The 22,477-nt window shown below is 62.9% G+C and carries 18 protein-coding genes and 2 pseudogenes; 14 read left to right on the forward strand and 6 right to left on the reverse strand.

Features of this window, described 5'->3' with window-relative positions; genetic code table 11:
• Window positions 1-155: 155 nt before the first annotated feature.
• Entirely contained in the window at window positions 156-890 is a 735-nt protein-coding gene (gene istB, locus ASF34_RS15525; RefSeq protein ID WP_274533763.1) for an IS21-like element helper ATPase IstB, read from the reverse strand.
• Window positions 817-2,386 (reverse strand): annotated as a pseudogene (istA, locus tag ASF34_RS15530) (IS21 family transposase). Before istA ends, istB begins: the two are co-directional and overlap by 74 nt.
• Window positions 2,387-2,480: 94 nt before the next feature.
• Here istA and ASF34_RS15535 point away from each other — a divergent pair.
• The 4 genes and pseudogenes from ASF34_RS15535 to ASF34_RS15550 form a co-directional block, all read left to right on the forward strand.
• Window positions 2,481-2,822: pseudogene (locus ASF34_RS15535) on the forward strand (winged helix-turn-helix domain-containing protein); the annotation flags it as partial.
• Between the two features lie 761 nt (window positions 2,823-3,583).
• A complete protein-coding gene (locus ASF34_RS15540; RefSeq protein WP_156465742.1) occupies window positions 3,584-4,336 on the forward strand; it encodes a hypothetical protein in 753 nt (250 codons plus the stop codon).
• 164 nt (window positions 4,337-4,500) lie between these two features.
• The gene (locus ASF34_RS15545; protein ID WP_056162212.1) at window positions 4,501-5,916 is read left to right on the forward strand and encodes an exodeoxyribonuclease VII large subunit; all 1,416 of its coding nucleotides are present in this window, start codon (window positions 4,501-4,503) and stop codon (window positions 5,914-5,916) included.
• A 28-nt stretch (window positions 5,917-5,944) separates the two neighbouring features.
• Window positions 5,945-6,133: a hypothetical protein gene (locus tag ASF34_RS15550; protein ID WP_056162215.1), complete on the forward strand. Its 189-nt coding sequence runs from the start codon at window positions 5,945-5,947 to the stop codon at window positions 6,131-6,133.
• Between the two features lie 20 nt (window positions 6,134-6,153).
• Here the strand turns inward: ASF34_RS15550 and ASF34_RS15555 are convergent, their stop codons facing one another.
• On the reverse strand, window positions 6,154-6,963 hold the full coding sequence (locus ASF34_RS15555) for an IS5 family transposase (protein WP_056162218.1): 810 nt from the start codon (window positions 6,961-6,963) through the stop codon (window positions 6,154-6,156).
• 419 nt (window positions 6,964-7,382) lie between these two features.
• On the opposite strand from ASF34_RS15555, the gene ASF34_RS15560 reads away from it, so the two are divergent.
• The 5 genes from ASF34_RS15560 to mobF all read left to right on the forward strand — a co-directional run bounded on the left by ASF34_RS15560 (window position 7,383) and on the right by mobF (window position 14,790).
• Window positions 7,383-8,099 (forward strand): SprT-like domain-containing protein, encoded by a 717-nt coding sequence (locus tag ASF34_RS15560; RefSeq protein WP_244479014.1) that lies wholly within the window; start codon window positions 7,383-7,385, stop codon window positions 8,097-8,099.
• A 521-nt stretch (window positions 8,100-8,620) separates the two neighbouring features.
• Window positions 8,621-9,193, forward strand: coding sequence for a hypothetical protein (locus ASF34_RS22860; protein WP_156465743.1), 573 nt, complete (start codon window positions 8,621-8,623; stop codon window positions 9,191-9,193).
• 51 nt (window positions 9,194-9,244) lie between these two features.
• Window positions 9,245-10,081, forward strand: coding sequence for a hypothetical protein (locus ASF34_RS22865; RefSeq protein ID WP_156465744.1), 837 nt, complete (start codon window positions 9,245-9,247; stop codon window positions 10,079-10,081).
• Window positions 10,078-10,767, forward strand: coding sequence for a hypothetical protein (locus tag ASF34_RS22870; RefSeq protein WP_156465745.1), 690 nt, complete (start codon window positions 10,078-10,080; stop codon window positions 10,765-10,767). The genes ASF34_RS22865 and ASF34_RS22870 overlap by 4 nt, the downstream gene beginning before the upstream one ends.
• A 552-nt stretch (window positions 10,768-11,319) precedes the next feature.
• Window positions 11,320-14,790 (forward strand): MobF family relaxase, encoded by a 3,471-nt coding sequence (gene mobF / locus ASF34_RS15570; protein ID WP_056162224.1) that lies wholly within the window; start codon window positions 11,320-11,322, stop codon window positions 14,788-14,790.
• 137 nt (window positions 14,791-14,927) lie between these two features.
• Here the strand turns inward: mobF and ASF34_RS15575 are convergent, their stop codons facing one another.
• A complete protein-coding gene (locus ASF34_RS15575) occupies window positions 14,928-15,323 on the reverse strand; it encodes a hypothetical protein (RefSeq protein WP_156465746.1) in 396 nt (131 codons plus the stop codon).
• Window positions 15,324-15,845: 522 nt separating this feature from the next.
• On the opposite strand from ASF34_RS15575, the gene ASF34_RS15580 reads away from it, so the two are divergent.
• The 5 genes from ASF34_RS15580 (at window position 15,846) to ASF34_RS15600 (ending at window position 21,275) form a co-directional block, all read left to right on the forward strand.
• Window positions 15,846-16,247: a DUF6894 family protein gene (locus ASF34_RS15580; protein WP_018044599.1), complete on the forward strand. Its 402-nt coding sequence runs from the start codon at window positions 15,846-15,848 to the stop codon at window positions 16,245-16,247.
• 303 nt (window positions 16,248-16,550) lie between these two features.
• Window positions 16,551-16,877, forward strand: coding sequence for a hypothetical protein (locus ASF34_RS22875; RefSeq protein WP_156465747.1), 327 nt, complete (start codon window positions 16,551-16,553; stop codon window positions 16,875-16,877).
• A gap of 30 nt (window positions 16,878-16,907) precedes the next feature.
• Window positions 16,908-17,162: a hypothetical protein gene (locus tag ASF34_RS15585; protein ID WP_018044597.1), complete on the forward strand. Its 255-nt coding sequence runs from the start codon at window positions 16,908-16,910 to the stop codon at window positions 17,160-17,162.
• Between the two features lie 35 nt (window positions 17,163-17,197).
• Window positions 17,198-19,756 carry a CheR family methyltransferase gene (locus tag ASF34_RS15590; protein ID WP_082494200.1) on the forward strand — a complete coding sequence of 853 codons (2,559 nt, stop codon included), beginning with the start codon at window positions 17,198-17,200 and terminating at the stop codon, window positions 19,754-19,756.
• Window positions 19,757-19,923: 167 nt separating this feature from the next.
• Window positions 19,924-21,275, forward strand: a protein-coding gene (locus tag ASF34_RS15600) for an IS3 family transposase (RefSeq protein ID WP_156465748.1) whose coding sequence is annotated in 2 segments (ribosomal slippage) — window positions 19,924-20,260 and window positions 20,260-21,275 — 1,353 coding nt in all. Because the reading frame shifts where the segments join, the coding sequence is not laid out codon by codon here.
• Between the two features lie 317 nt (window positions 21,276-21,592).
• Here the strand turns inward: ASF34_RS15600 and ASF34_RS15605 are convergent.
• A complete protein-coding gene (locus ASF34_RS15605) occupies window positions 21,593-21,802 on the reverse strand; it encodes a hypothetical protein (protein ID WP_056162231.1) in 210 nt (69 codons plus the stop codon).
• Between the two features lie 192 nt (window positions 21,803-21,994).
• Complete coding sequence (locus ASF34_RS15610; RefSeq protein ID WP_056162234.1) at window positions 21,995-22,414, reverse strand: MerR family transcriptional regulator; 420 nt, start codon at window positions 22,412-22,414, stop codon at window positions 21,995-21,997.
• Window positions 22,415-22,477 lie beyond the last annotated feature (63 nt).

A 22,477-nucleotide genomic window follows, 5' to 3' on the forward strand; every position in this document is an offset into this window, starting at 1 on the left:
TGTCAAACAGCGTTGAACATTGACCCTGGATCGGCGTCGAACTTTGACCCCCCGGATGGGTATGGCGGGACGCCCCTGATCAGCCCGGCGAAGCGGGTCGGGGTGGCGCAGCCGGGCTGATCAGGGGTCCAGCAGGCGCGACGTGTGTGCCGGCCTCAGGCGCGGTTCTTAAAGCGCCAGCTCTCGTTGCCGGTCTCGACGATCTCGCAATGGTGGGTGAGCCGGTCGAGCAGCGCCGTGGTCATCTTGGCATCGCCGGCGAACACGCTCGGCCACTCCCCGAAGGCGAGATTGGTGGTGACCACGATCGAGGTGGTCTCGTAGAGCTTGCTGATCAGGTGGAACAGGAGTTGGCCGCCCGACTGCGCGAACGGCAGGTACCCGAGCTCGTCGAGCACCACGAGGTCGAGCCGGGCGAGATGGTCGGCGATGCGGCCCTGGCGGCCGGCACGTGCCTCGGCTTCGAGCCGGTTGACGAGGTCGACGACGTTGTAGAACCGGCCCCGCGCCCCGTCTCGGATGCAGGCTCGCGCGATGGCGATGGCGAGGTGGGTCTTGCCGGTCCCGGTCCCGCCGACGAGTACGACGTTGCGCTGGTGAGCCAGGAACTCGCCGCCGGAGAGCGCGCGTACCAAACCCTCGTTGATCGGGGTGCCGTCGAAGGCGAACTCGGCGATGTCCTTGGCCAGGGGCAGCTTGGCGATCGTCATCTGGTAGCGGATCGAACGTGCCTGCTTCTCGGAGATCTCGGCCTGGAGCAAGTCGCCGACGATCTGCTGCGGCTCGTGGGTGCGCTTGAGCGCGACCTTGATGATCTCATCGTAGGCGGCCTTCATCCCGAMGAGCTTCAGCTCGCCCATGGTGGCGAGGATGTTCTGGCGTTCCATCATGGGGGGCTCCTCAGGCTGTCGTAGCGGGCGCAATCCGCGACCGGCTCGTGGCGCAGCCGCAGGCTCTCGGGGGTCAGGATGGTGACGGGCGCGGTCGGCTCGCGCTGCCGGGCGAGGATGTTGAGGACGATGTCGGCCGAGTGCACGCCCTCGCGCAGCGCCTCGGCACAGGCCGCCTCGACGGCCGGCAACCCGTCGGCGAGCACGGCGGTGAGGATCTCAACCATCTGACGGTCCCCTCCGGCACTGCCGGCGAGCTTGCGTCGGACCCGGTCAAGGGCGGGAGGCAGGACCCAGTCCTTGAACGGTGCACCGTTCCGGAGCGCGCCGGGCTTGCGGGCGAGCACGGGGACATAGTGCCAGGGATCGAACACGGTCTGATCCCGCCCGAAGGCGCGCTCGTGCTCGGCGACGACGCGCCCGTCTTGCCGGATCTCGACGCGCTCKGCGTAGGCCCGTACCTCGACCGGCCGACCGATGGCCGAGGCGGCGACCGAGTAGCGGTTGTTGTCGAAGCGCACGAGGCAGGTCGTGGACACCGAAGCGGTGACGGCGTGGAAGCCGTCGAAGCGGCCGGCATAGGGAACGAGGGCTGCTCGCTCGGCCTCGAACCGCTCCCAGACGGTGCGCTCGCGCTCCTCAGGATGGGGATGGGCCTTGGCGTAGGCGATCACCCCATCGAGCAGGAGCGCGTTCAGCTCCTCGTAGCTCTTCACTCGGACACGCGGGGTGAAGAAGCGCTCGCGCACCAGTCCGACCTGGTTCTCGACCTGCCCCTTCTCCCAGCCCGAGGCCGGCGTGCAGGCGACCGGATCGACGAGGTAGTGCGAGCACATCTGCAGGAAGCGACGGTTGTAGGCGCGCTCGCGCCCGACGAAGATCGTCTCCACCGCGGTCTTCATGTTGTCGTAGATGCCGCGCTGGCAGGTGCCTTTGAAGAACGCGAACGCCCGGTCGTGAGCGTCGAACACCATCTCCTGGCTCTCGCGCGGATAGGCCCGCACGAACAKCATGCGCGAGTGGCASAGYCGGACGTGGGCGACCTTGACCGTGACGGTCGTGCCGCCGATCAGCACGATCTCGTGGCTCCAGTCGAACTGGTAGGCCTCGCCCGGGGCGAAGATGAGCGGCACGAAGGCCTGGGCCGTGACCGAGGCGCGCTCGCGCTTCCAGGTTTTGGCATAGCGCCGAACGGCATCGTAGCCGCCCTCGTAGCCGAGCCCGCGSAGCGCCTCGTAGATCCGGATCAGCGTCAGCCGCTCGCGGGCGAACTTGCCGGTGTTGGTGGTCAGCATCCGATCGAGATCGTCGCGCCACGGCCCGAGCTTGGGCAGCGGCTGCACTTCGCGCTCGTAGGCGAAGGCGGTGGCCCCCGAYCGGATGACCTTCCGGACCGTGTTGCGGGAGACRTGCAGATCGCGGACGATGTCCTTGATCGCGCGGCCGCGGGTGAAGAACTCGCGCCGGATGCGCGCAATCGTGTCCACGCCCTTCATCCCCCTACACCACCCTTCCGGCCGTACCGGAGAGCAGTCTGCGAGAACGAGGTTAGGGGGTCAGAATTGGACGCCGATCCCCCGCCTCACGGGGTCAAAGTTGCACGCCGAAACACATACCGGCGACCTGACGGTGAACCTCGACGAGAAGATGGCGGCCATTGCCGGCAACCGGGTGAGCCTCACCGGCAAGGAGTACCAGATGCTGGAACTCCTTGCGCTGCGGAAGGGCACGACCCTTACCAAGGAGATGTTCCTCAACCACCTCTACGGCGGAATGGACGAGCCAGAGTTGAAGATCATCGACGTCTTCATCTGCAAGCTGCGCAAGAAGCTAGCCAATGCCTCCGCTGGCAAGAACTACATCGAGACCGTCTGGGGACGCGGGTACGTCCTGCGCGATGGCGTAGCCGAGATGCAGGCCTTGGCCGGTTAGAGCCTCTCACGCGCGTTTTGCGAGCAGGCTCCAGAACCGTTGCGCGTCGAACAGCGGCGTCTGGCCGCCTATCGGACCAGCATGTCGGGGAACTATGCCGCCTCCGGTTGAGCTTGCGCGGCCGGTGTTCCGCCCATGGTCGCAGATCCACCCGCCGATTTCCGCCTGTAGGACGCTCGCAGCACTGAACAAGTGAGTTGCCCGAGCTTCCGTTGGCATCTGCCTCGGTGTCACCGGCCCGGCCGTAGCTGACGCACTCGACACACCGAACTGACCTCAGGGGATGAGGCTGCGTCCGGCATCCGCATGCCGAGGTGTCCCGCGGCCATTTGCTCAAGTCGTGAACCGCCGGGGCGAACCCTGACGGGGGCCGCTCAAGATACAATCGAATAATAGACGAACATTTGCGCTCCTCCCCGCCTGCGCGGCCGGATCGCTGAAGATGAGGGAAACACAAGGACAAGGTTTTGGCGAAGGTGACTTCGTCGAAAACCCCGGAAGGAGGGGAACAACGGAACGCGGCTCTCGGACAGAGCCCGCGGGACGTCGGCGCGGCTCCTTCGATCCTTTCCTCAACCTGAGAACCCAACATCATGACATCTGATAACGTGCCCCAGGGCGCGAACGCCGTCGCACGCCTTGCGGAGCCCACCGGCATTACGGTGCGCGCCGAGATCAGCCGGCTCCGCCGCCATCGGGACGGATGGCAATTCGAGCTCAGCCCCCTCGATCGATCGCGGGCGGGACGACTGAGCGCCTTCATGTCCGACGGCTTCGCCCAACAAATCGAAGACGCCTCCGGCATGCTGTTTCACGCCCAGGATCTCCTCGGGCAGCATGAGGTAATGTTGACGGTCAGCATGGATGCGTTGCTCGGACTGACCGCGCGCATCATCGGCCTCGATCGCGGGATCCTGGTCGAGGCCTGGAACCGGCAGGACGCGGCCCTCGAGGCGGCGCTCATCGCGGAAGGGGTCTGGCAGGCCCAGCGCGCCCTCTCGAGGCCGCAACGGCTGCGCCGCGTGTTGCTGATCGAACCGGACGCGGGCGCCAGTACAGGGGCGATCAGCGGGATCCTGTCTCGATGGGCCGATCTGGGGATGATTGCCCTGATCCGCTGGTCCGTCGCTTTCGAAGAACCCGGATCGCTCGAGGTTCTCCACCAGACCCTCGAGGCCGCGACAGATCAGGTCGAGTGGGGCACCGCCGACGCACTGATCGTCGATCGCGGCCCGGGTTACGCCTTCCGAGCCTTGTCGGACCCGGCTCTCGTCCGGCGGTTATGTCAGTTTCCAGTGCCGATCCTAACGCTGCAGGGGGGCCATCCGAACCTGCTCGATCGGCTGGCCTGGCACGCCTTCGAGACGACCGAGGCAATGGAGGCGGTCCTGACGGACATCCTCAGGGAGGAGGTCCGGCCGGCCGGCCGTGAACGCCTCGACTCGATCGTCCGCGAACTGGAACGGATCGCGGTCGCAGCCGCCATGGCCCGATCAGGGGCCCTCTACGACTGAAAGCTTTCCCCCGGCTGCCGATAGCGGCAGCCGGATCCCATGATCGGGCCTCTGTCGCTCGCTCATGAGCCGATTGCTCGCACCCGCGTTGCGGGCAGCGCCGGGAATGGCGCCGCACCGCTTTCACTTCCCTCAGATCACCCACCCCCATTTTGGAACCCACCATGCGTTACCGCAAAATTCCCGGCTGGCGCGCCGCGCTCCCGGCTGCCCCACCGCCTCGCCCGTTTATCGAGGACGGCGGTAGTCAGCCTCTTACGAGGGAGCTTCCCGCCGCCACAGAAGCCACCACCATCCCACTGCAGCACCTCCTGGCCTCGTTGCGCCAGCAGATGAAGGGCGACCACGTCGTTCATGCCAGCGTGCTCAGCGTCGAGGCGACCACACGGGATGGCTTTGTCCTGCTCCTCGGCGAGGCCGAGCCGGCCAGTCGAAGCGAACCACCCCGACTCGAAGCTCACCTCAGCGAGGATCAGCGAGCCATCATTGAGGCCGAGCTCGGACGGGCCTTCGATCCTTTTCTCCTCGCCAACCGGAGGATCGAGGTGGGGCTTCGAACCTCTTTAAAGCAGCGCTTCAGTCGGGGGGCGACGGTCCAGGCCAAGGTCATCGGCCTTACCGCGATCAGCGAATTTCCGATCGAGCTCGAGATCCAACGCGAGGAGGTGCTGAGATTGCTCCGAATCGGTGGTGTACGGTTCGGGCCGTCGACCTGGAAGGAGCCGGAGGAGCCCTACCACGTCGCTGTCATTGCCTCGGAAGTCGGTGACGCCCTACGCGACGTGGAGTATGTGCTGAAGCCCTTCGAGACTTTGGGGCTGCTCCTAATTCACCGGATCAAGGGCACCTTCGAGGGACCGAGCGCTGAGAGGTCTCTGATCGAGGCGATGGCCAAGGCCGAGGCTCTCCACGCCGAACACGGCTTGTCGGCCACCCTTGTCGTACGCGGCGGCGGCCCCGCCTCGTCCTTCTCACCCCTGAACGCCTGGGCAACCGCCGCGGCGGCGAGGCGCCTTCCGAACCTCGTCGTCGGCGTCGGCCACGCAGCGACGCCGCGCACCGTTCTCGACGACGTGGCGGGACGGTCCGTACCAACGCCGACCGCAGCGGCCATGCTGATCCGCGATCTCGTGCGCGGCACGGCGCTGCGTGCCGAACAGGCCCTCGCTGCGCTGGAGCGGGCTATCCATGAGGACATCGAACAAGAGGCACGCAGAGCGCTCGCACGGGTGATGGCGGCGTATGAAGACGCCGTCCGTCTGTGTGTCGCGAACGCCGAACAGCAGCTTCTGAAGCTCGGCCTGACGGTCGAGCGCAGCCTGCTCGCTTCCATCGCCTCTCACAGCGAGGTGTTGGTCGCAACCGAGATGACGGCCGTCGGCGACGACGAGCATGCTGCGGACCCACACGATGCTCAAGACCCTCTCGTAGAGGGCGGTTTGGCGATGGTCATCGAGGCCGAGACCGGTTTCGTGATGACCACGGCTGCGGATGCCCGTCTCGCCAGCCGCCTCATTCTACAATTCTCAGACGGCCTTATGGGCGTCTGGAATCACCCAAAATCGATCACAACACACTGAACCTCATCATCAAAAGGAGTTCCACCTCATGAACGACACACCGAACACCCCTATCCCCTTCCTCGAGGCACTTCGTCGAATCGAGGCTTTGACCCTAAGCATCCAACGTGAGCGGCTCGCCGCCTTTGAGACCGTCGAAGAAACTTATGCCGAGATGCAGAGCCTACGCCTTGTCCTGGTCGCCCGGGTCGCTGCGCTGCGCAGTGCGACGGGCTGAGCCCGTATCCCTAGAGGCTGTTATGAACCGCTTGCCAGTTGAGCGGCCTGTTTGAGCATGAGGCAGACGAAGGCGACGATGTGGAGATCGGCGAGCGTGCTGGGATAGCGCTCGTAATCCTTGACGAGGCGGCGAAAGCGCGTCGCCCAGGCGAAGGAGCGTTCCACCACCCAGCGTCGCGGCAACAGGACGAAGCCGCGCTTGGCCTCCGGGAGTTTGACGACCTCCAGTTCGATGCCGTGTTCGCGGGCGGCCTTGGCCGGCTTCTTGCCGGTGTAGCCCTGGTCGACATAAGCCAGATCGACGTTGTCCCCGGTGGCGGCCTGCACGGCCTTCGCCAGATGCCCGACCTGGGCACGGTCGTCGGCATCGGCGGGGGTGACGTGCAGGGTCAGGAGGTGGCCCAGGGTGTCGACGGCCAGGTGGACCTTCGAACCCTTTTTGCGCTTCGCCCCATCGTAGCCGGCCCGCTCGCCGCTCTCGGGCGTCGAGCGCAAGGTTCGGCTGTCGAGGATCGCCGCGCTCGGCTCAGGAGAACGCCCGGAGGTCAGGCGCAGGAGCGCCCGCAGATCGTCGGCGAGTTGCTCGAAGCAGCCTGCCGCCAGCCAGCGCTGGGCCTGCTGGTAGACGGCCTCCCAGGGCGGGAGGTCGTGGGGCATCCACCGCCAGGGTGCCCCCGTCTTCACCACGTAGCGCAGTCCGTTGAACGCCTCGCGAAGCGAAGACTCACGCTGCCCCGCATCCTCGCGCAGCAGCGTCAGGTACGGCGCGACCAGCGCCCATTCATCATCGGAAACATCGGACGGGTAGGCTTGGCGCGACGAGGTCATGCCTCCTCATCTGGATTCCAGCCGTCACAGGTCCATAACAGCCTCTAGGACGTTGTCGAACCGGATCAAGATTGAACAGTGACTGCCGGAACGGTCCATGATGGGCTGCTGCGGCTTTTCGATGAACTCCACCGCGCGGGGAGAGCGTCCCGCCGTCGATCACGGAGATCGCCTCATATCATAGTCGTCGATAGGACCGGACCGGGAGGATCCGGTCCATCGCGCATGAGTATCGATTAAAAGCCCAGGAGGACACGGGGTACGACAAGATGCTTGAATACTGGCTCATGGGCGCCCAGATCAGTCATATGTAGCAAGCGCCAGTCATCACCAGTCCATAGTTTGTTTCGTACGAAACATCCTCGGCGAAACGGACAAGCTCTAGAGGCATTGTTTCGTACGATATGATTGAGGTTCTGATGGACCCGACGACTCGAACGTATTCCGGTCTCACGGAAGCCTACGACTTCTTCAACGAGCGCCTGTTCTCGGCCAAGCTGCCGCCGTGCCTAATAACGATGCAGCGGAAAAGTAAAGCCTACGGCTACTTCGCCGGGCGCCGCTTTGGTACGCGCAGCGGAGAGGAAATCACCGATGAGATCGCATTGAACCCAAGTCATTTTGCCGATCGTACTACCGAGGAAACGCTCTCAACCCTGGTCCATGAGATGGTTCATCTGGAGCAGCATCATTTCGGATCGCCGTCGCGACCTAGCTATCACAACAGTGAATGGGCTCGAATGATGCGAGCGGTGGGACTGATCCCGTCCTCAACAAGTGAGCCGGGCGGTAAGGAAACCGGACAGCAGGTCAGTCACTATATTGAGCCAGAAGGACGCTTCTTGGTCGCGTGCGTGGAGCTCATCGACGAGAGGGGCTTCACGCTGCCATATATCGAGCTCTGGGACGAAAGCGAACGCGAAACGCGAGCGAAAAAGGCATCGAGCAAAACGAAGTACAACTGCCCGAGCTGCAGGGTGAACGCATGGGCAAAGCCTCAGACCCAGCTTGATTGTGGGCGTTGCAGATTGCCGATGCAGGCAACCGCAAAGTCCGACAATGGTTGGAGAGACGAGGTGTTAGCTGAAGGTTCGAACCCCATTCTGAAGCTAGCCTGTCATCAGCATTCGCGATGAGATCGTTCCCGAACGGAGCTGCGATACAGCAGGTTGCTCACAGCATCGTAACTCTCGAGCAGCGGATTGTCTTCAAAAGCGATATGGGACCGCTTGCATCTTTCGTAGACCTATGCCAATAAAGGCTTGTCAAGGCAATGAACGGGCCGAGACTAGGGATCTTGCCGACCTGCGGTTTGCATCTCGAAACGCTCAATGTCGCTCATGCGGCATTTATCCTCCGAGTTGGCCTGTGTTGGCACGGCGGAGCGGTTTCCTGGATCAAGCTTCGATCTAGACACCGATCCGACCCGCCCCTTGTCACCGGCATCCGACAGTCCCGTTCGTGGACGATACGCGGATGAACAGTTTGACTGGGTATGTCCCAGTCGCTGAAGGATTGCATTTCAGGCGCTTAAGAACCGGAGCCCTTCGTGGCTGGCGTGAACCGGTTCCCCCCCTCTCTTCCTGTGAGGTTGCGCCATGACACAGTTGCATAATCGTAAGCTTCGTTTTGTTTATGCCAAAGGGGGCGAGCCTCTTTGGCCACCCCGGTTGCTATCGCGCGTGCTCCACACACTTCGGTGAAGGGGGAGACGCTGCCCAATCTGAGCTGGGCGCTCAAGAAGGTCAGGGGCAGCGACAAACGGCTAAAGACCTGGATGTGGCTGCACCGCCAAGCGTTACTCGACGAGTATGGTGCTGGTCGCCTGGATCTTAACGAATTGCTGGCGGCAGTTCTTCTTCTTGGGTTGACCAACGACCGTGGAGATGAACCAAACAAAGATGTAATTTCTCGAACTATGCTTCGCGTTCGAAAGCGTGCAGCTGACGAGAAAGCGAAGTCTATGCGGGAAAAAGAGGTCCGCCTGCCCCTTGGAGTTGTCGTTCAGGAGCCGTCAAAGCGCTCAGGAACGAATCAACCTGTACCGAACACGGACAAACGACCATCTGAAGCGTCGTTACTCAATGGTCTGCCAGTCCGCGCTTCATCTCAAGAACGTGCTTCAGCGCAAAGCATTGGGGCTGAGCAACGGCTGACCGCTGCCGAGAAGAAGGAACGTGTTGTACGGCAGGCGCAAGCCAGCCATCAGCAACTACCTCGACACGACTAAACTATTCCATCTGAACGCATATCGCGTGAGAGAAATTATCGGAGATTTTTGATGAAGAAAATGATGGATAAGAATGTTTCGGATATTGGTATTGACTCTTCATTGCCCGATATCGGGCTTGGGAGTAGTGCTCTGATCAATGACCCCAACCAGCTACGTCATGAATCGAACATGGCGCTTGTCAGCGGTCGTGGACGCATTGGTAAGACAGGATTGCTGCGCGGTGTCGCCAGTCTTGCGCTCCTCGCCGGGAGATCAATCCGCCTGTGCGACTTTGACCGATCCAATGCGAGTATGAGTAAGTACTATCCCGAGTCCAAGGTTTTGCAGACGGCGTCTCAGCTGCCTATGGAGAAAAAAATCGAAGAGGTCATGATGGACTTTCTTGAAGGAAATCAAGGTTATGGCTTGGATATTGGCGGCAACGATAAGACCTTTGAAAAATTCCTGTCGGAAGGAGATATCTCTAAGCTACTGGATCGCCACGATAAATACATAACATGGCTTCAAGTATTTAGCACGGATGAAGAAGACGTTTCCTATTTTCGTACAGCCTATGATGCTCTCTCGTCACATCAACGCATTCGGTGGGTGATCTGCCTGTCATACGCCTCGGCCCCCGATGGAGATGAGGTGGGCCGGTTCGCTCCGATACGTGAGCATCCTTTCATCAACCAAGTGCTTGACGCAGGTGGGGAGATGTTCGGCATTCCCAAGCTTGCAATTCACGCCGAAGTAGTACGGCTACGTCTGCGCTATGAAGATGCAATCGCTAACAAGCCCGGCTCGGAAGGTCTTCGAATAGGTGAATGGAGTGCCACCCGGGTTGAGGCTTGGTTGGACCGCCTTCGTACATCAGTCGAGCCATTCAAGGGTTGGCTGCCATGAGCAACCTGGCAGCACCCCAACCACCGCCCGGGGAACCTACTGACCTCGAGAAAGCCATCGATCGGGTTCTCGAAGAGGCCCGTAAGTCTGGTATGCGAAAGGAGGATCCGCATTACGACTTTCTAGTCACCCTCATGGCTGCATCGAGAAAATTCGATACCAACGTTGCGCGATATACGCAGAAAATTGAGCGTCACAGCGGATTTATTAAAGATGTTACAGACGAAAATCATCAAATACTTGAATTTATTAAGCATTATAGAGTAGCTGTGGCAAAAGATACTGCAGAACGGAGTGAGTTTGAAATATCATTCGAGGAAAAGACTGTTCGCATCCAGCGCGCCACAAGCATAGACCTGCGCTCAACAGTCGCGGGCTACGGTATTGTACTTGGGTTAATCATAGCAGTGAGTCTGCTTATCGGGGTAAGTAGCGGCTACAACCTCGGCGTACGCGAGGTTTTTGGAAGCCGTTACACTGCGGCAGAGCGCCTAAAGTGGATATTCGGGCTCGACGAACTTTCCGCCCGAACCTGGAGTAGTCTTATCCCACTCAACGCCGATTTGGACGCACTTATCGCGCGATGCCATGAACAGCGCTCCTCCTTTGATAGTGAGCGTCGACGCTGCGTCGTACAATTGAACGTTCCCGCGCCGACTAAGAGCCCTAGCCCCTCGCCTTGGTGATACCACGCAGGAAGCTCGGTTGGACCGAGAAGTGGGCATTGCCGGACCTAATCCCTATCCGACACTGCCTGGTTTTCGAAGAGGGTTCCCCAAACCTTTAAGCCGTCAAAACGACGTGTCCGATCCGTTTCGGACAAGTACGCGACACGACGCCAATCGGACGATCCTCACCCTAAATTTCAACCCACAGACCAAGGCACCCCTTGGTGCAGGAAGCGATGAGATGCCCAACCCGACAGCCCGTCCCGTTCCTTCGGCGCCTCTCAATCTAGCGGATGACCCGCCCTGGACCCTAGACCGCCTTGCCGGGCTCACCGTAGCGATAATGCAGGCGCTGGATGCACTGACCGAGACCGCCAACCTCCATACCCAGCTACTTCGCAAGATAATGGAAGCCGCTACCTCTCCAGGGGAGAGCAGCGAGTTCAGCCCCCTTAATCGGAACCTGAGCCAGATCGCTCAGCTGCTCAAGGTAAACGGTGACCTCCTGACCCTAATCTGTCAGCAGGTCGGCGGATCTCCGCCGGCCACGCCGTAGGATCCGCGGCTGTGATGACCTACCTGACCGGGCGGGTCAGTACGCCCGGCCTCGCGATGGGGCGCCACCTCATGCAGGTGACCTTGCCGCCCGACCTCAAGGAGGTCGCCGCTTACTATGGTTGGGCGCATGACCTGGATGCCGGACCAGATGCGGGCCGACCGGTACCTCGGCTGCGTGCGGATCTCGACCCGCGCCTCGCCCGCGTGCTCGGACTCGATCCAGAAGCGCCGCTAGACCTTGCCGCCGTGGCCAACCTGCTCTCCGGGCACCGTGCCGACGGTCGGCCTATTCCAGGCAAACAGCTCCAAGCCGGGGAACGTGTCACCTTCATCGATTTGTGTTTCAGCGCCGATAAGTCGGTGTCGATCGCGTGGGCCCTGGCCCCAACCGAGGCGGAGCGGGCGGTGATCGCACTCGCTGTTCAAAACGCTGTCCAAACGACGATGGCCGACGCTGTCGCCCCACAAATTGGCCGGGCGCGCCGAGGCAAGGCCGGACGTGGCGGTTCCGAGGCCGGCGCGATCGCATGGTTGGCCTTCGACCACTGGACCAGCCGACCGACCCCTGGCGCTGTGGGGGACGCCCAGCTGCATATACATTGTCCGACCATGAATCTCGTTCTGACCCCTGATGGCCGGGTCGGAGGCCTCGACCTACAGCGCCTGCAGGGACGGGTGCACGAGCTCGGGGCGATCTTCCAGGCCCACCTCGCACAAAACTTGCGCCGTGCCGGGATCGCAGTTGCGCTCGATCCCAAACACGGTTCGGCCCGTATCACCGCGATCCCGGAGGATGTCCGCGCCGCTTTCGCCAAGCGCACCGTCATCGGCACGGCCGCCGCGTACGCCCAGGCCGAAAAGCTCGGCCTCGACTGGAACGAGCTCGATGAGCCCGCCCGCGTCGCCATGCTCAAGCAGGGGGTACAGGGTGACCCGCGGGCGGCTAAGCGGGATGACCTCGGCGATCGCGTAAGCTGGCAGGCTGAAGCGGCCGCCCTGGGGTACAAGCATTCCAGCGTGCTCGACACCGAGCCCGCACGACCGCCCCTGACCCGTACGCAGCGTCTGGACAATGCCTACGCGGTCACTCTCGACCTGCTCGAGCCGCAGCTGGACAACAATGCGGTGCTGCCGGAAAGTCGCGTGCGGCTGGCCGCAGCCCGCGCTCTGATCGCGACGGGGATCGATGTTCCCAGCGATGTCGCATCGGTACTCAACCTTATCCATACACGCGGCGTGCGCCAGGAGGGGCGGCGCGTCATGCTTCTCCCGGGCGCCCCCGATCCGGACTTGGATGGGTCAGGCTGGCAGCGGGCTGCTCGAAAGTACACCTCCGGGCTTCATGTCGAGCGCGAAGCCGAGCTGATGGAACTCGTGCGCGAGGCGGCCGCGGAGACGCACGGGAGGCTCGGTACGGACGCGATCAGTGCCGCGGTAGCACGCTCGGGTCGGGACTTCGTTGCTACCGAACACGGACGCAGCCAGCGCGCCGCGATGAACACGCTCGGTACAGGGGGAGCATTCACCGCCGTGATCGGCGTCGCTGGCAGCGGCAAGACCACCCTGCTGCAGCCGCTGGTCGACGCTTACGGCACGGCCGGTGTCCGGGTCTACGGAACGGCCTCCGGCTGGAAGCAGACCCTCGCCCTGGCCGAGACCGGCATTCCAAAGGAGCGCTGCCTCGCCCTGGCCAAGCTCTTGGCACAAGCCGAGCGTGGCAAGCTTGACCTGGGCCAGGAGACCGTGATCGTCATCGACGAGCTTGGACAGATTGGCACCCGCGACCTGCTCCGTCTGATGCAGCTGCGTGCCAGCCACGGCCGCTTCCGCGTGCTGGCGGTGGGCGATCCGCGCCAGTGCGCCTCGGTGGCGGCCGGGCCAGTGATCGAGCTGCTCCAGCAGGCGCTCGGCGTCGAAGCGATACCGGAGATCCATTCGACCGTGCGCCAGCGTGAGCAGCTCGAGCGTGAGACCACCGGATTGTTTCGCGAGGGTCGGGCGGCCGAAGCGCTGGCGCGCAAACGTGCGGACGGTACCGCCCAACTGGTACCCGGTGGCCCGGAGGCCGTCGCCGAAGCGCTCGCCGAGTTGTGGTGGGAGCGACACGTCCTTCATGCCGGCGACCCACGCTACAGCCTGTCGGTCAGCGCACCAACCAACGTCGACGCTTTGATGGTGGCGGGCGCGATCCGAAACCGGCGTCGGACGGCCGGCCAGCTCTCCGGACCGGATTGGGTGATACAGGCGATCGACAATGCTGGGCGAGAGTTCAAGCTCACGCTGGCGGTGGGCGACCGGGTCCGGCTATACGCGCGCACGGCCGCACGCAGCGCCAGTGGCCAGACCCTTGAGATCGGGGTCAACGGCAGCGTGCTGACCGTCGAGGCGGTCGACCCGACGAAGGGGCTGCACCTGCGCGACACCGATGGCCGGTCCGGCTTGGTGGCTTGGGCGACGCTTCTAAGTCCTGCGAGCGATCCCAACAACGCCCGGTACCGGCTCGGATGCGGCGACGTGCTGACGATCGACAGCATCCAGGGCGTGACGAGCGAGGAGAGCATCGTTGTCATGCCGCGCGGCTCGGATCTCGTCGATGCGTTCCGGGGATACACCGCCGCCAGCCGGCACCGTGGCCGCAGCTACATTGTCTGCAGCGAAGCCGCGGAACGGGCGGCACTCGAGAGGCGCCGTCCTATCGGAGCGTCGCGCACTGTCACCGAAGACGAAATCTGGGCTCGGATCGCGGTCAACCTGACGCGTGAGCCTGCGGCGGTGACCGCGACCATGCTGGTGGCAGGTGCGAGAGCGGCGCAGACATCGGCGCGGCAAACCCTGGCCCTGTCACTGGCGCCCGTCGAGGCGGCTGAAAACCGTGGACTGATCCGGGCCAGCCTGCGGCGCGGGGTGGGGCGTGGACGCGAAGTGACGCAGATGGCGGCTTGGGCAGAGCGAGTGGCCGAACCGTTAGCTCGTCAGCTTGCCGATACGGCCGCACTCGCTCGCCATCTGGTCGGTGCCAAAATGATATCCCCACCCCGTGAGGCAATCGAAGAGGCCGAGCCGGTGGGCTTCGGCCGGGTCCGAATGCTGCGGCGGCTGGAGGTTTTGGCCCATGAGAGCGTCGGTCCGATCGGTCAGCAGCTCAGCCGGGCGGCCGGATTGGCGCAGAGCCTGACTGGTGCATCGACTGGTGTGATGTCGAGGCCGGGACAGCTGGCCCAGCGCTTCGGTCACCGCCGGGCTCTCCAACGTATCGACGACTGGGCTCGTTCGCTGGGGGATTGGCTGGACTTACACCTCCACGCCACCGGGGAGCTTCTCACGGCGATCGCTGGAAAATCTTCGAAGGCGAGCAAGCTCGGCAGTCCGCCAGAGCCTATGCCTGTTGGGTTCGTCGCCGATCCGGCAATGGGAGAAGAGCGGGTACGACGGAAGCCGATCAAGAAGGGTTCAGTGAGGAAGGGGGGCGGCCCGGAGCGGTGATCGAGGTTCCAGTGTGTCCAGGGTATTCGGTAGCCATAGAGTACGACCCCCGAAACAGGTCGCCGGAGGCATCGCGCCGGATGCTTTCTCCATCGGCGACATTCATGTTTCGAACGACATGAAGGTTCTTCGGCGCATCAAGCGAAGGCCGCGCCAAAAAGGTCGAGCTGCTTGGAGGTGAGCGCAGACCGAGGCCGGCGGCCTCCACGTCCACGCTTAGGAACCAGCGGGTTAGGAAGCTCGACATTCGCCTTGCCATGCAGGACAGCGCCAACGATCTGACACCCGTCCCCATGGTGAAATACGTACAGGGTATGAGGTCCCGAGCGCAGGATTTCCTGTACGAGCGACGTCTCTGAAGGGATCGCTTGCAGGACGCGGAGAGATTCGGGCAGCCCTGTGAACTGGATGTCCATAGCTCGAAACTCGATACCGCGCGTACTCCAAACCTGCCGCAAGACAGCCGCGCTGGTAATCGCAAAAGGTGCATCGAGGAACTTGGTCGCTTCGTCCAAAACGAAGCCTGCCATCATATCCCGAGCCTCAATATAGGAGGTGCTCAAGAGTGAGGCTGCAAGCTGGCGCTTCGTAACCGGCATCAAAGACTGAACCGCTCTCAGGACCCGACATAGCGTCAAGCTCGCATAAGACCGTGTGGGAAGCGAGCCAAGGAGCGAAATGAGGGCGACGGAACGCCAAGGAGACGGTGGCTAGCAATCAAAATCCGACGGATGGAGCCGATGCCCTGGGTCCGCTTCCGACCCCTTGCTGACCCTCGGAAGGTCCGCTTCCAGGCTGTTGAGATCGAGGCCAACGACCGGGTCGGGTGGACTTCAGCTGGTCCGCTTTGGGGCAGCGATGCGAGGAAGCGGACATCGTCGCCAAGCCCACTCACGACCCTTTGCGGAAGGTCGGAATGTCTGCTTCCGGACACTTGATAGGAAGGAACTAGTCGGCTGGATCCGGTGGATTTCCTGGGTACGGCCTCGGCCTTGACGATCCGAAAAGACCCGAGCAGGCTGGCAAGATGGAGAAACTTTCACCGGGCACCGTATATGACTCAGTTTTACTTTCACCTCCGTGGCCCAGACGGCCTTGACTGCGACGATATAGGCCTGGAGCTCGTTAGCGTTGAGGCAGCTTATCTTGAGGCCTTTAAGGCCGTGCCGGGAATGAGCTCTGATCTGGCCTCCACCGCGGAGAACCCGATCCGGTATGGCTTCGAGATCACCGACGCGCATGGTACCATTCTGATGGTGGTTCCTTTCGAGGAGGTTCTGGATCACGGGCGAAAGCGTCCAAAACAATTCTCTAAGCTACGCTTCCGGAAAGGACGGGCGGAGATGAGGCGCACAGCTGGGCTGATTGTGGAGCTTCGCGATGCGCAAGCGAAGCTGAATGTGACATTGGCAGAGACTCAGCGTCTCCTCGACATGGCGAAGGGGACCCGCTGCTAGCGGCAAGGGCAAGAAGAGGCCTTACCGATTGAAAGCAGAATAGCTGCTCCCGGGAGGTAGGTTAAGGTCCGCTTCTCGGCAATTTCTGAGGTGAAGACCTGAGTGCTTAGAGCATACTTACGTCTGCTCGCTTTATGCGAAAACTGCAAAAAGTCGACCTGCGCTGGATGCTGACGTTCGATACTCCCAACACAATCGATTTCGATCTCAGGATTTCCGCCTCTAGAAATTTAGTGCACGCTCTGAACCGTCTCACATTATTAGTCCATGTGCGAACATGGGACATAAACCGGAGCGCTCCTGATGGGCCGCCTACAAGCAGATCGGTGCCTTGAGGTTGCCCGTGAGTTGCGTGCTGCGGCCGAAGAGGCGCGGCAAACGCTTCAGGTCTCGCGCGATCTCGTGCGGCGCTCACGTGAGCAGTCCGCCGCAGGGCCGCTAGCATGCAGCAAAGATGACAACCTCGGCCCGTCGAACCAATTGGTGATGTCTCTCATCGAGGCCTACGAGGCCGCCGAAAACGAGTCTGACACCCAGACCCGTCTGCTCCTCGGTCACGTGCTACATCATGTCGGTCGTCGCATTGCCGACGTGATCGGACCGCGGATGGCCGGGATCGCAGTGCATTGACCGACGGGTCACAGAGATCGGCGAAAAGCCATGGCGAACGGTGACGATCCGCAGGACGACGGCCCCGATATGCTAGGCCGCATCGCCCAGACGCTGGGTGTTCCGGTCGCGACCTTCCTGACGGCCGACCCAGCTGAGATACCGGACAACGAAACCGCCATGGCGAGTCTAGATCATACCGCTGACGCAGTGGTGTTGCTGCGTCTGTTCGTTCGGCTGAAGAGCCCCGAGGCCCGGGCCCGCTGCTTTGCCTACGTCGTGCAGGAGGCCGCGAACGAAGGCTAATCCGTAGGTCCGTCCTCGACATCGGGCAAGAACGCATGATGCTGAGACGCAACGAACGGCGCGGCATCGATCCGAAGGCTCAGAACGCAGTGATGGACCAGGACCACTTCTTGATCGTCGGCATCGGCGCGTCCGTGGGCGGCATCGAAGCGATGCAAGGCTTCTTCCGCGGGGTGCCGGCGACGATCGGGGCCGCCTTCGTCGTCGTCACGCATCTCGGCCGGGAGCACAAGAGCCTGCTCCCGGACGTCTTGGCCCGGTTCACCCCGCTTGAGGTCGAGGCTGCCGCCGACGGTGTGTCGGTCCGACCAGGCCACGTCTACGTCATGCCGCCCGGTTTCGTCATGGGAATCGCGGGCGGCCGGCTGACGTTGACGCCGCTTGAGCCGAAGGTCCGCGAGACCAAGCCGATCGACATCTTCCTGACTGCATTGGCTCTCGACCAGAGGGAGCGCGCGGTCGGGGTAATCCTGTCCGGCGGCGACGGCGACGGCGCCATTGGCGTCAAGGTGATCAAGGAGCACGGCGGCCTGACCCTGGCCCAGACCGCGGATGGCGACGGCCCGGACACCGCCGACATGCCTATCAGCGCGCTGCGGACCGGCTTCGTCGACTTAGGCGAGACGGCCGAACGGATGGGCGACCTGATCGCCGCGCATGTCGCCGCAGCGCGTGATGCGCAGGCCGAGTCGGTCGCGCGGGAGCCTGACGCTGAGCTACTAAACGAGATCTTCGCCATCCTCCGCTCGCAGGTCGGCCATGACTTCTCGGGTTATAAGCCCAGCACCTTTGTACGTCGCCTGCAGCGGCGCATCAGCGTCGTGGGTGCGGCCGGGCCGCACGGCTACCTCAAGCTGCTGCGTTCCAATCCGGCCGAGGTTGGAATGCTGTTTCGGGATCTGCTGATCGGTGTGACGAACTTCTTCCGCGACGCCGCCGCCTTCGAGGCTTTGGCCACCCACGTCATCCCGAAGCTGTTCGACGAGCGCGCGGCGACCGATGTTGTGCGGATCTGGGTGCCGGCGTGCTCGACCGGCGAGGAGGTCTACTCCCTAGCCATCCTCCTGCGCGAGCACATGCTGACCCTGGCGGATCCGCCGCGCGTACAGATCTTCGCTACCGACATTGACGAGCGCGCGCTCACGGTCGCCCGGACCGGCCGATACCCGACGGCCTACCTGTCCGCCGTCTCGCCCGAGCGGATCGCGCAGCACTTCGTCGTCGAGGGCGACAGCGCAGTGGTCGAGAAGGCCGTGCGCGACCTCTGCACCTTCGCTCCGCACAGCGTGCTGCGCGACCCACCGTTCTCACGCCTTGATCTCGTCTCCTGCCGCAACCTGATGATCTACCTCGGCGTAGAGGCCCAGCAGCAGCTGCTGCCGGTGCTGCACTACGCTCTACGCCCGCGCGGCTACCTGTTCATCGGGATGTCCGAGAACGTGACGCGATTCGAGGACCTGTTCGAGACGACCAATAAGCGGCACCGCATCTTCCAAGCCCGTGATACGATCCCGCCGGCCCGGTTGCCGTCGATGTCCGGGCCGGACACGCCGATCTTCGCGAGTGCCGGCCAGCTGCACCGGCGCAACGTCACGACGCATGCGGCCCTGCGGCACACAGTCGAGACGTTGATGCTGTCCGAGTTCACGCCGCCCCACGCCGTCGTGTCGCGGACGGGCGAGGCCGTGCACTACTCGCCGCGGATCGGCGATCACCTGGAGGTCGTGCCGGGTCAGCCGACCCGGGAACTGGCCGCGATGGCACGCAAGGGCCTGCGGCTGGATCTCAGGACGGCACTACGCGAGGCGATCGAGGGCAACACTCGGGTGGTGCGCGACGGCATCGGCGTCGCGCTGCCAGACGGCCGTTTCCAGTCGATCTCCCTGGTGGTCAAGCCGCTGGACACGCCCGGCGCGACCGAGCCGCTGTTCCTGGTCGTGTTCAACGAAGCCGCTGCGCCCGTTGAAAAGGAGCGGCAGAGGGCCTTGGTGGCGAACGATCGGGACACGGCGCTTCAGGGCCTGGAACGCGAATTGAGCGTGACGCGCGAACGGCTCCAGGCCGTGATCGAGGAATACGAGACCTCACTGGAGGAGCTCAAATCCTCGAACGAGGAGCTGTCATCGGTCAACGAGGAAATGCAGGCCGCCAACGAGGAGCTTGAGGCTTCGAAGGAGGAGACGCAGTCTCTGAACGAGGAGCTTCAGACGGTGAATGCCGAGCTGACGTCCAAGATCGAGGCCGTCGATCAATTGAGCAACGACCAAGCCACGCTGTTCGAGGGCATGGACATCGCCAGCGTGCTCCTGACGCCGGATCTCCACATCCGCATGTTCACCAGCGCCGCGGCGCAGATCTTCGGCCTTCAGCCAAGCGACATCGGCCGATCCCTGCTCAATTTCTCGGCGCCGATCCCCCTGACGTGGCTCTCGGACGAGATCCCGACAGTGCTGGCGACAAGCCGGCCCTCCGAGCGGACGGTCGGGGGCGCAGACGGTGCTCGCTACCATGTCCGGTTGATGGCCTCGTCCCGCAAGGGCAGCCGGACGCCCGGGATCGTCGCGAACTTCACGAACCTACTGGAGCAGGGATGAGCGAAGGGTTTGGGCTCCGCGCCCAGGACCCGGGCGGTCCATCCGCGCTGGCGTGACGCGGATACGGGTAGCTACGCAAGGGTGTCCGACGTCAGCACCTGTGGGACAGATTGAGGGTCTTCACGAACGGAGGATGGCTGGTTCATCGTAGCCCCTAAGGAGCGAAGATGAAGCAGACATCCGGACCGGCCAAGAAGCCGGCAGAAGCGGTGATCAAGGACATTCGTCGGGCCACACGTCGGCAGTTCTCCTCCGAGGAGAAGATCCGCGTGGTGCTGGAAGGCTTGCGTGGCGAGGACAGCATCGCCGAGTTGTGCCGACGTGAGGGGATCGCCGCCTCGATGTACTACGGCTGGTCCAAGGAGTTCCTGGAGGCTGGCAAGAAGCGCCTGTCCGGCGACACGGCGCGTGCGGCAACGACGGACGAGGTGCGGGATCTGCGCCGCGAGACGGGGGCGCTGAAGGAGGTCGTAGCTGATCTCGTCCTGGAGAACCGTCTGCTTAAAAAAAGCATGAGCGGGGCTGGGGGCGACGAAGCATGAGGTACCCGGCCCCCGAGAAGCTGGAGATCATCCGGCTCGTCGAGCAATCCCACCTGCCGGTACGTACCACCCTGGACAAGCTCGGCATCACGCGCTCGACGTTCTACCGGTGGTACGACGCCTACCAGCGCGGCGGCCCCGAGGCGTTGAATGACCATCCCTCGCGGCCGAGCCGGGTCTGGAACCGCCTGCCTGCGGAGATCCGCGAGCAGATCGTTGCCCTGGCTCTGGAGCAGCCTGAACTCAGTCCGCGTGAGCTGGCGGTGCGCTTCACAGACGAGCGTCGCTACTTCGTCTCGGAAGCGACCGTCTACCGGTTGCTCAAGTCTCAGGACCTGATCACCAGCCCGGCCTATATCGTCATCAAGGCCGCCGACGAGTTCCGCGATAAGACCACCGCGCCCAATCAGCTTTGGCAGACGGACTTCACCTACCTGAAGGTCGTTGGCTGGGGCTGGTACTACCTGTCGACGGTGCTGGACGACTTCTCACGCTACATCGTGGCCTGGAAGCTGTGCACGACGATGCAGGCCAGCGACGTCACCGCCACGCTCGACCTGGCGCTGGGTGCGGCTGGGCTCGATCAGGCGCGGGTGATGCATCGGCCACGCCTGCTCTCCGACAATGGGCCGAGCTACGTCGCCAGCGACCTGGCTGACTGGCTCGGCAGCCGGGGCATGACTCACATCCGCGGTGCGCCATGCCATCCTCAAACGCAGGGCAAGATCGAGCGTTGGCATCAGACGCTCAAGAACCGCATCCTGCTCGAACACGCCTACTTGCCCGGCGAACTGGAGACGCAGGTTGCCGACTTCGTCGAACACTACAACCATGCCCGAGCCCATGAGAGCCTGAGCAACCTCACGCCCGCTGACGTCTACTTCGGACGCGGCGAAGGGATCCTGGCCGAGCGGGAACGCATCAAGCGCCAGACCCTCATGGATCGCCGCTTGCGCCACCACGCGCAGGCCGCCTAACCTCTTACCCCAGATGGACCAGAGCCTCCGCTCCTGAACTTCGCAGAATGTCCCAAATCATCTGACGACGGACACGTTAGCTCTCAAGCTTGACATCAAGTTTCTGATTGGAATTGACGATGCAGCATCCACTCAGGCCGCATGCTGATTTGTGATCTCTGGCTCAATGATCCGTTTTTGGGACCAAAGTTCCGTTTAATTTAACCTCAGGTATGGCGGGGCCGCTTCTTTGGTGAGGCGGCCTCGTCTACGTTTAGATCGGTTTTTTGGTCGGCCAGGCACTTCGACCTTCCGAGGTTTCGTCGGAAACCCTGGGCCTACCGAAGCGTCGCAGTTTCGCCAGGCTTCAGATGGCGGTCTTCGCCTTCCGGTCCACCTAGCGAGACGTGGGAGTTGAGCCGGTCCAAATGGTCAAAGACGTGTTCGAAGGCGTCGGTGACCGCCTGCTCGAACGATCCGTCGGATTTGCCCATGGCCGCCTTGAGGCCGCTGATCAGGGCGTGGTGCTTTTCCGTATCGCTGGACATGGCGTTCCTTGTGTCCCGACGTGCTGTCGCAGAGCGAAGGCAAGCCCCGACCACGGACCAGCGTTCCATTTGGTCGGTTGCGGCACCGCTCAAAGCGCATTGTCTCACTCGTCGGCACAGGTGCATTAGCACCTGCCCCATGCTCGTAGTTCGAAGCCGCGTAGGGGTGGCCCGAAGCAAGCTGCGTAAGCTTCAATGGCTTTCGTGCGCGCATTTCGCATGATCGGACAGCGTCTCGATCACCCGGCATTCGCCAACGCGGCCCTGGCCGCATTCCGATATCATCCGGTCGAGCTCGCCCCGCAACGCCATGAGCCGCTCGATCCGCCGGTCTACCTCGGAAAGGTGGCGGCGGGCGATCAGGTCGACGTCGGCGCATGACCGGTCGGGGTACGCGTTCATGGTCAGCAACTCCCGGATGGCGTCGACTTCGAAGCCGAGCTCGCGGGAATGCCGAATGAAGTTCAGCCGCGCGACATCGGCCTCGCCGTAGCGGCGCTGCGACCCGGCCGACCGGGGCGGTACCGGCATGAGCCCGACCTGCTCGTAGTACCGGATCGTAGGCACCTTCACGCCGGTCCGCCGGTATAGCTCCCCGATTGCGATGTCCATGATTTACCGCTTGCACCTCTAGCCGCTAGAGGTTGTAGCGTCGCCTCCGACCGATGGGAAGGA

Origin of the sequence: Methylobacterium sp. Leaf106 (genome assembly GCF_001422895.1) — a bacterium.
GTDB classification, from domain to species: Bacteria; Pseudomonadota; Alphaproteobacteria; order Rhizobiales; family Beijerinckiaceae; genus Methylobacterium; species Methylobacterium bullatum.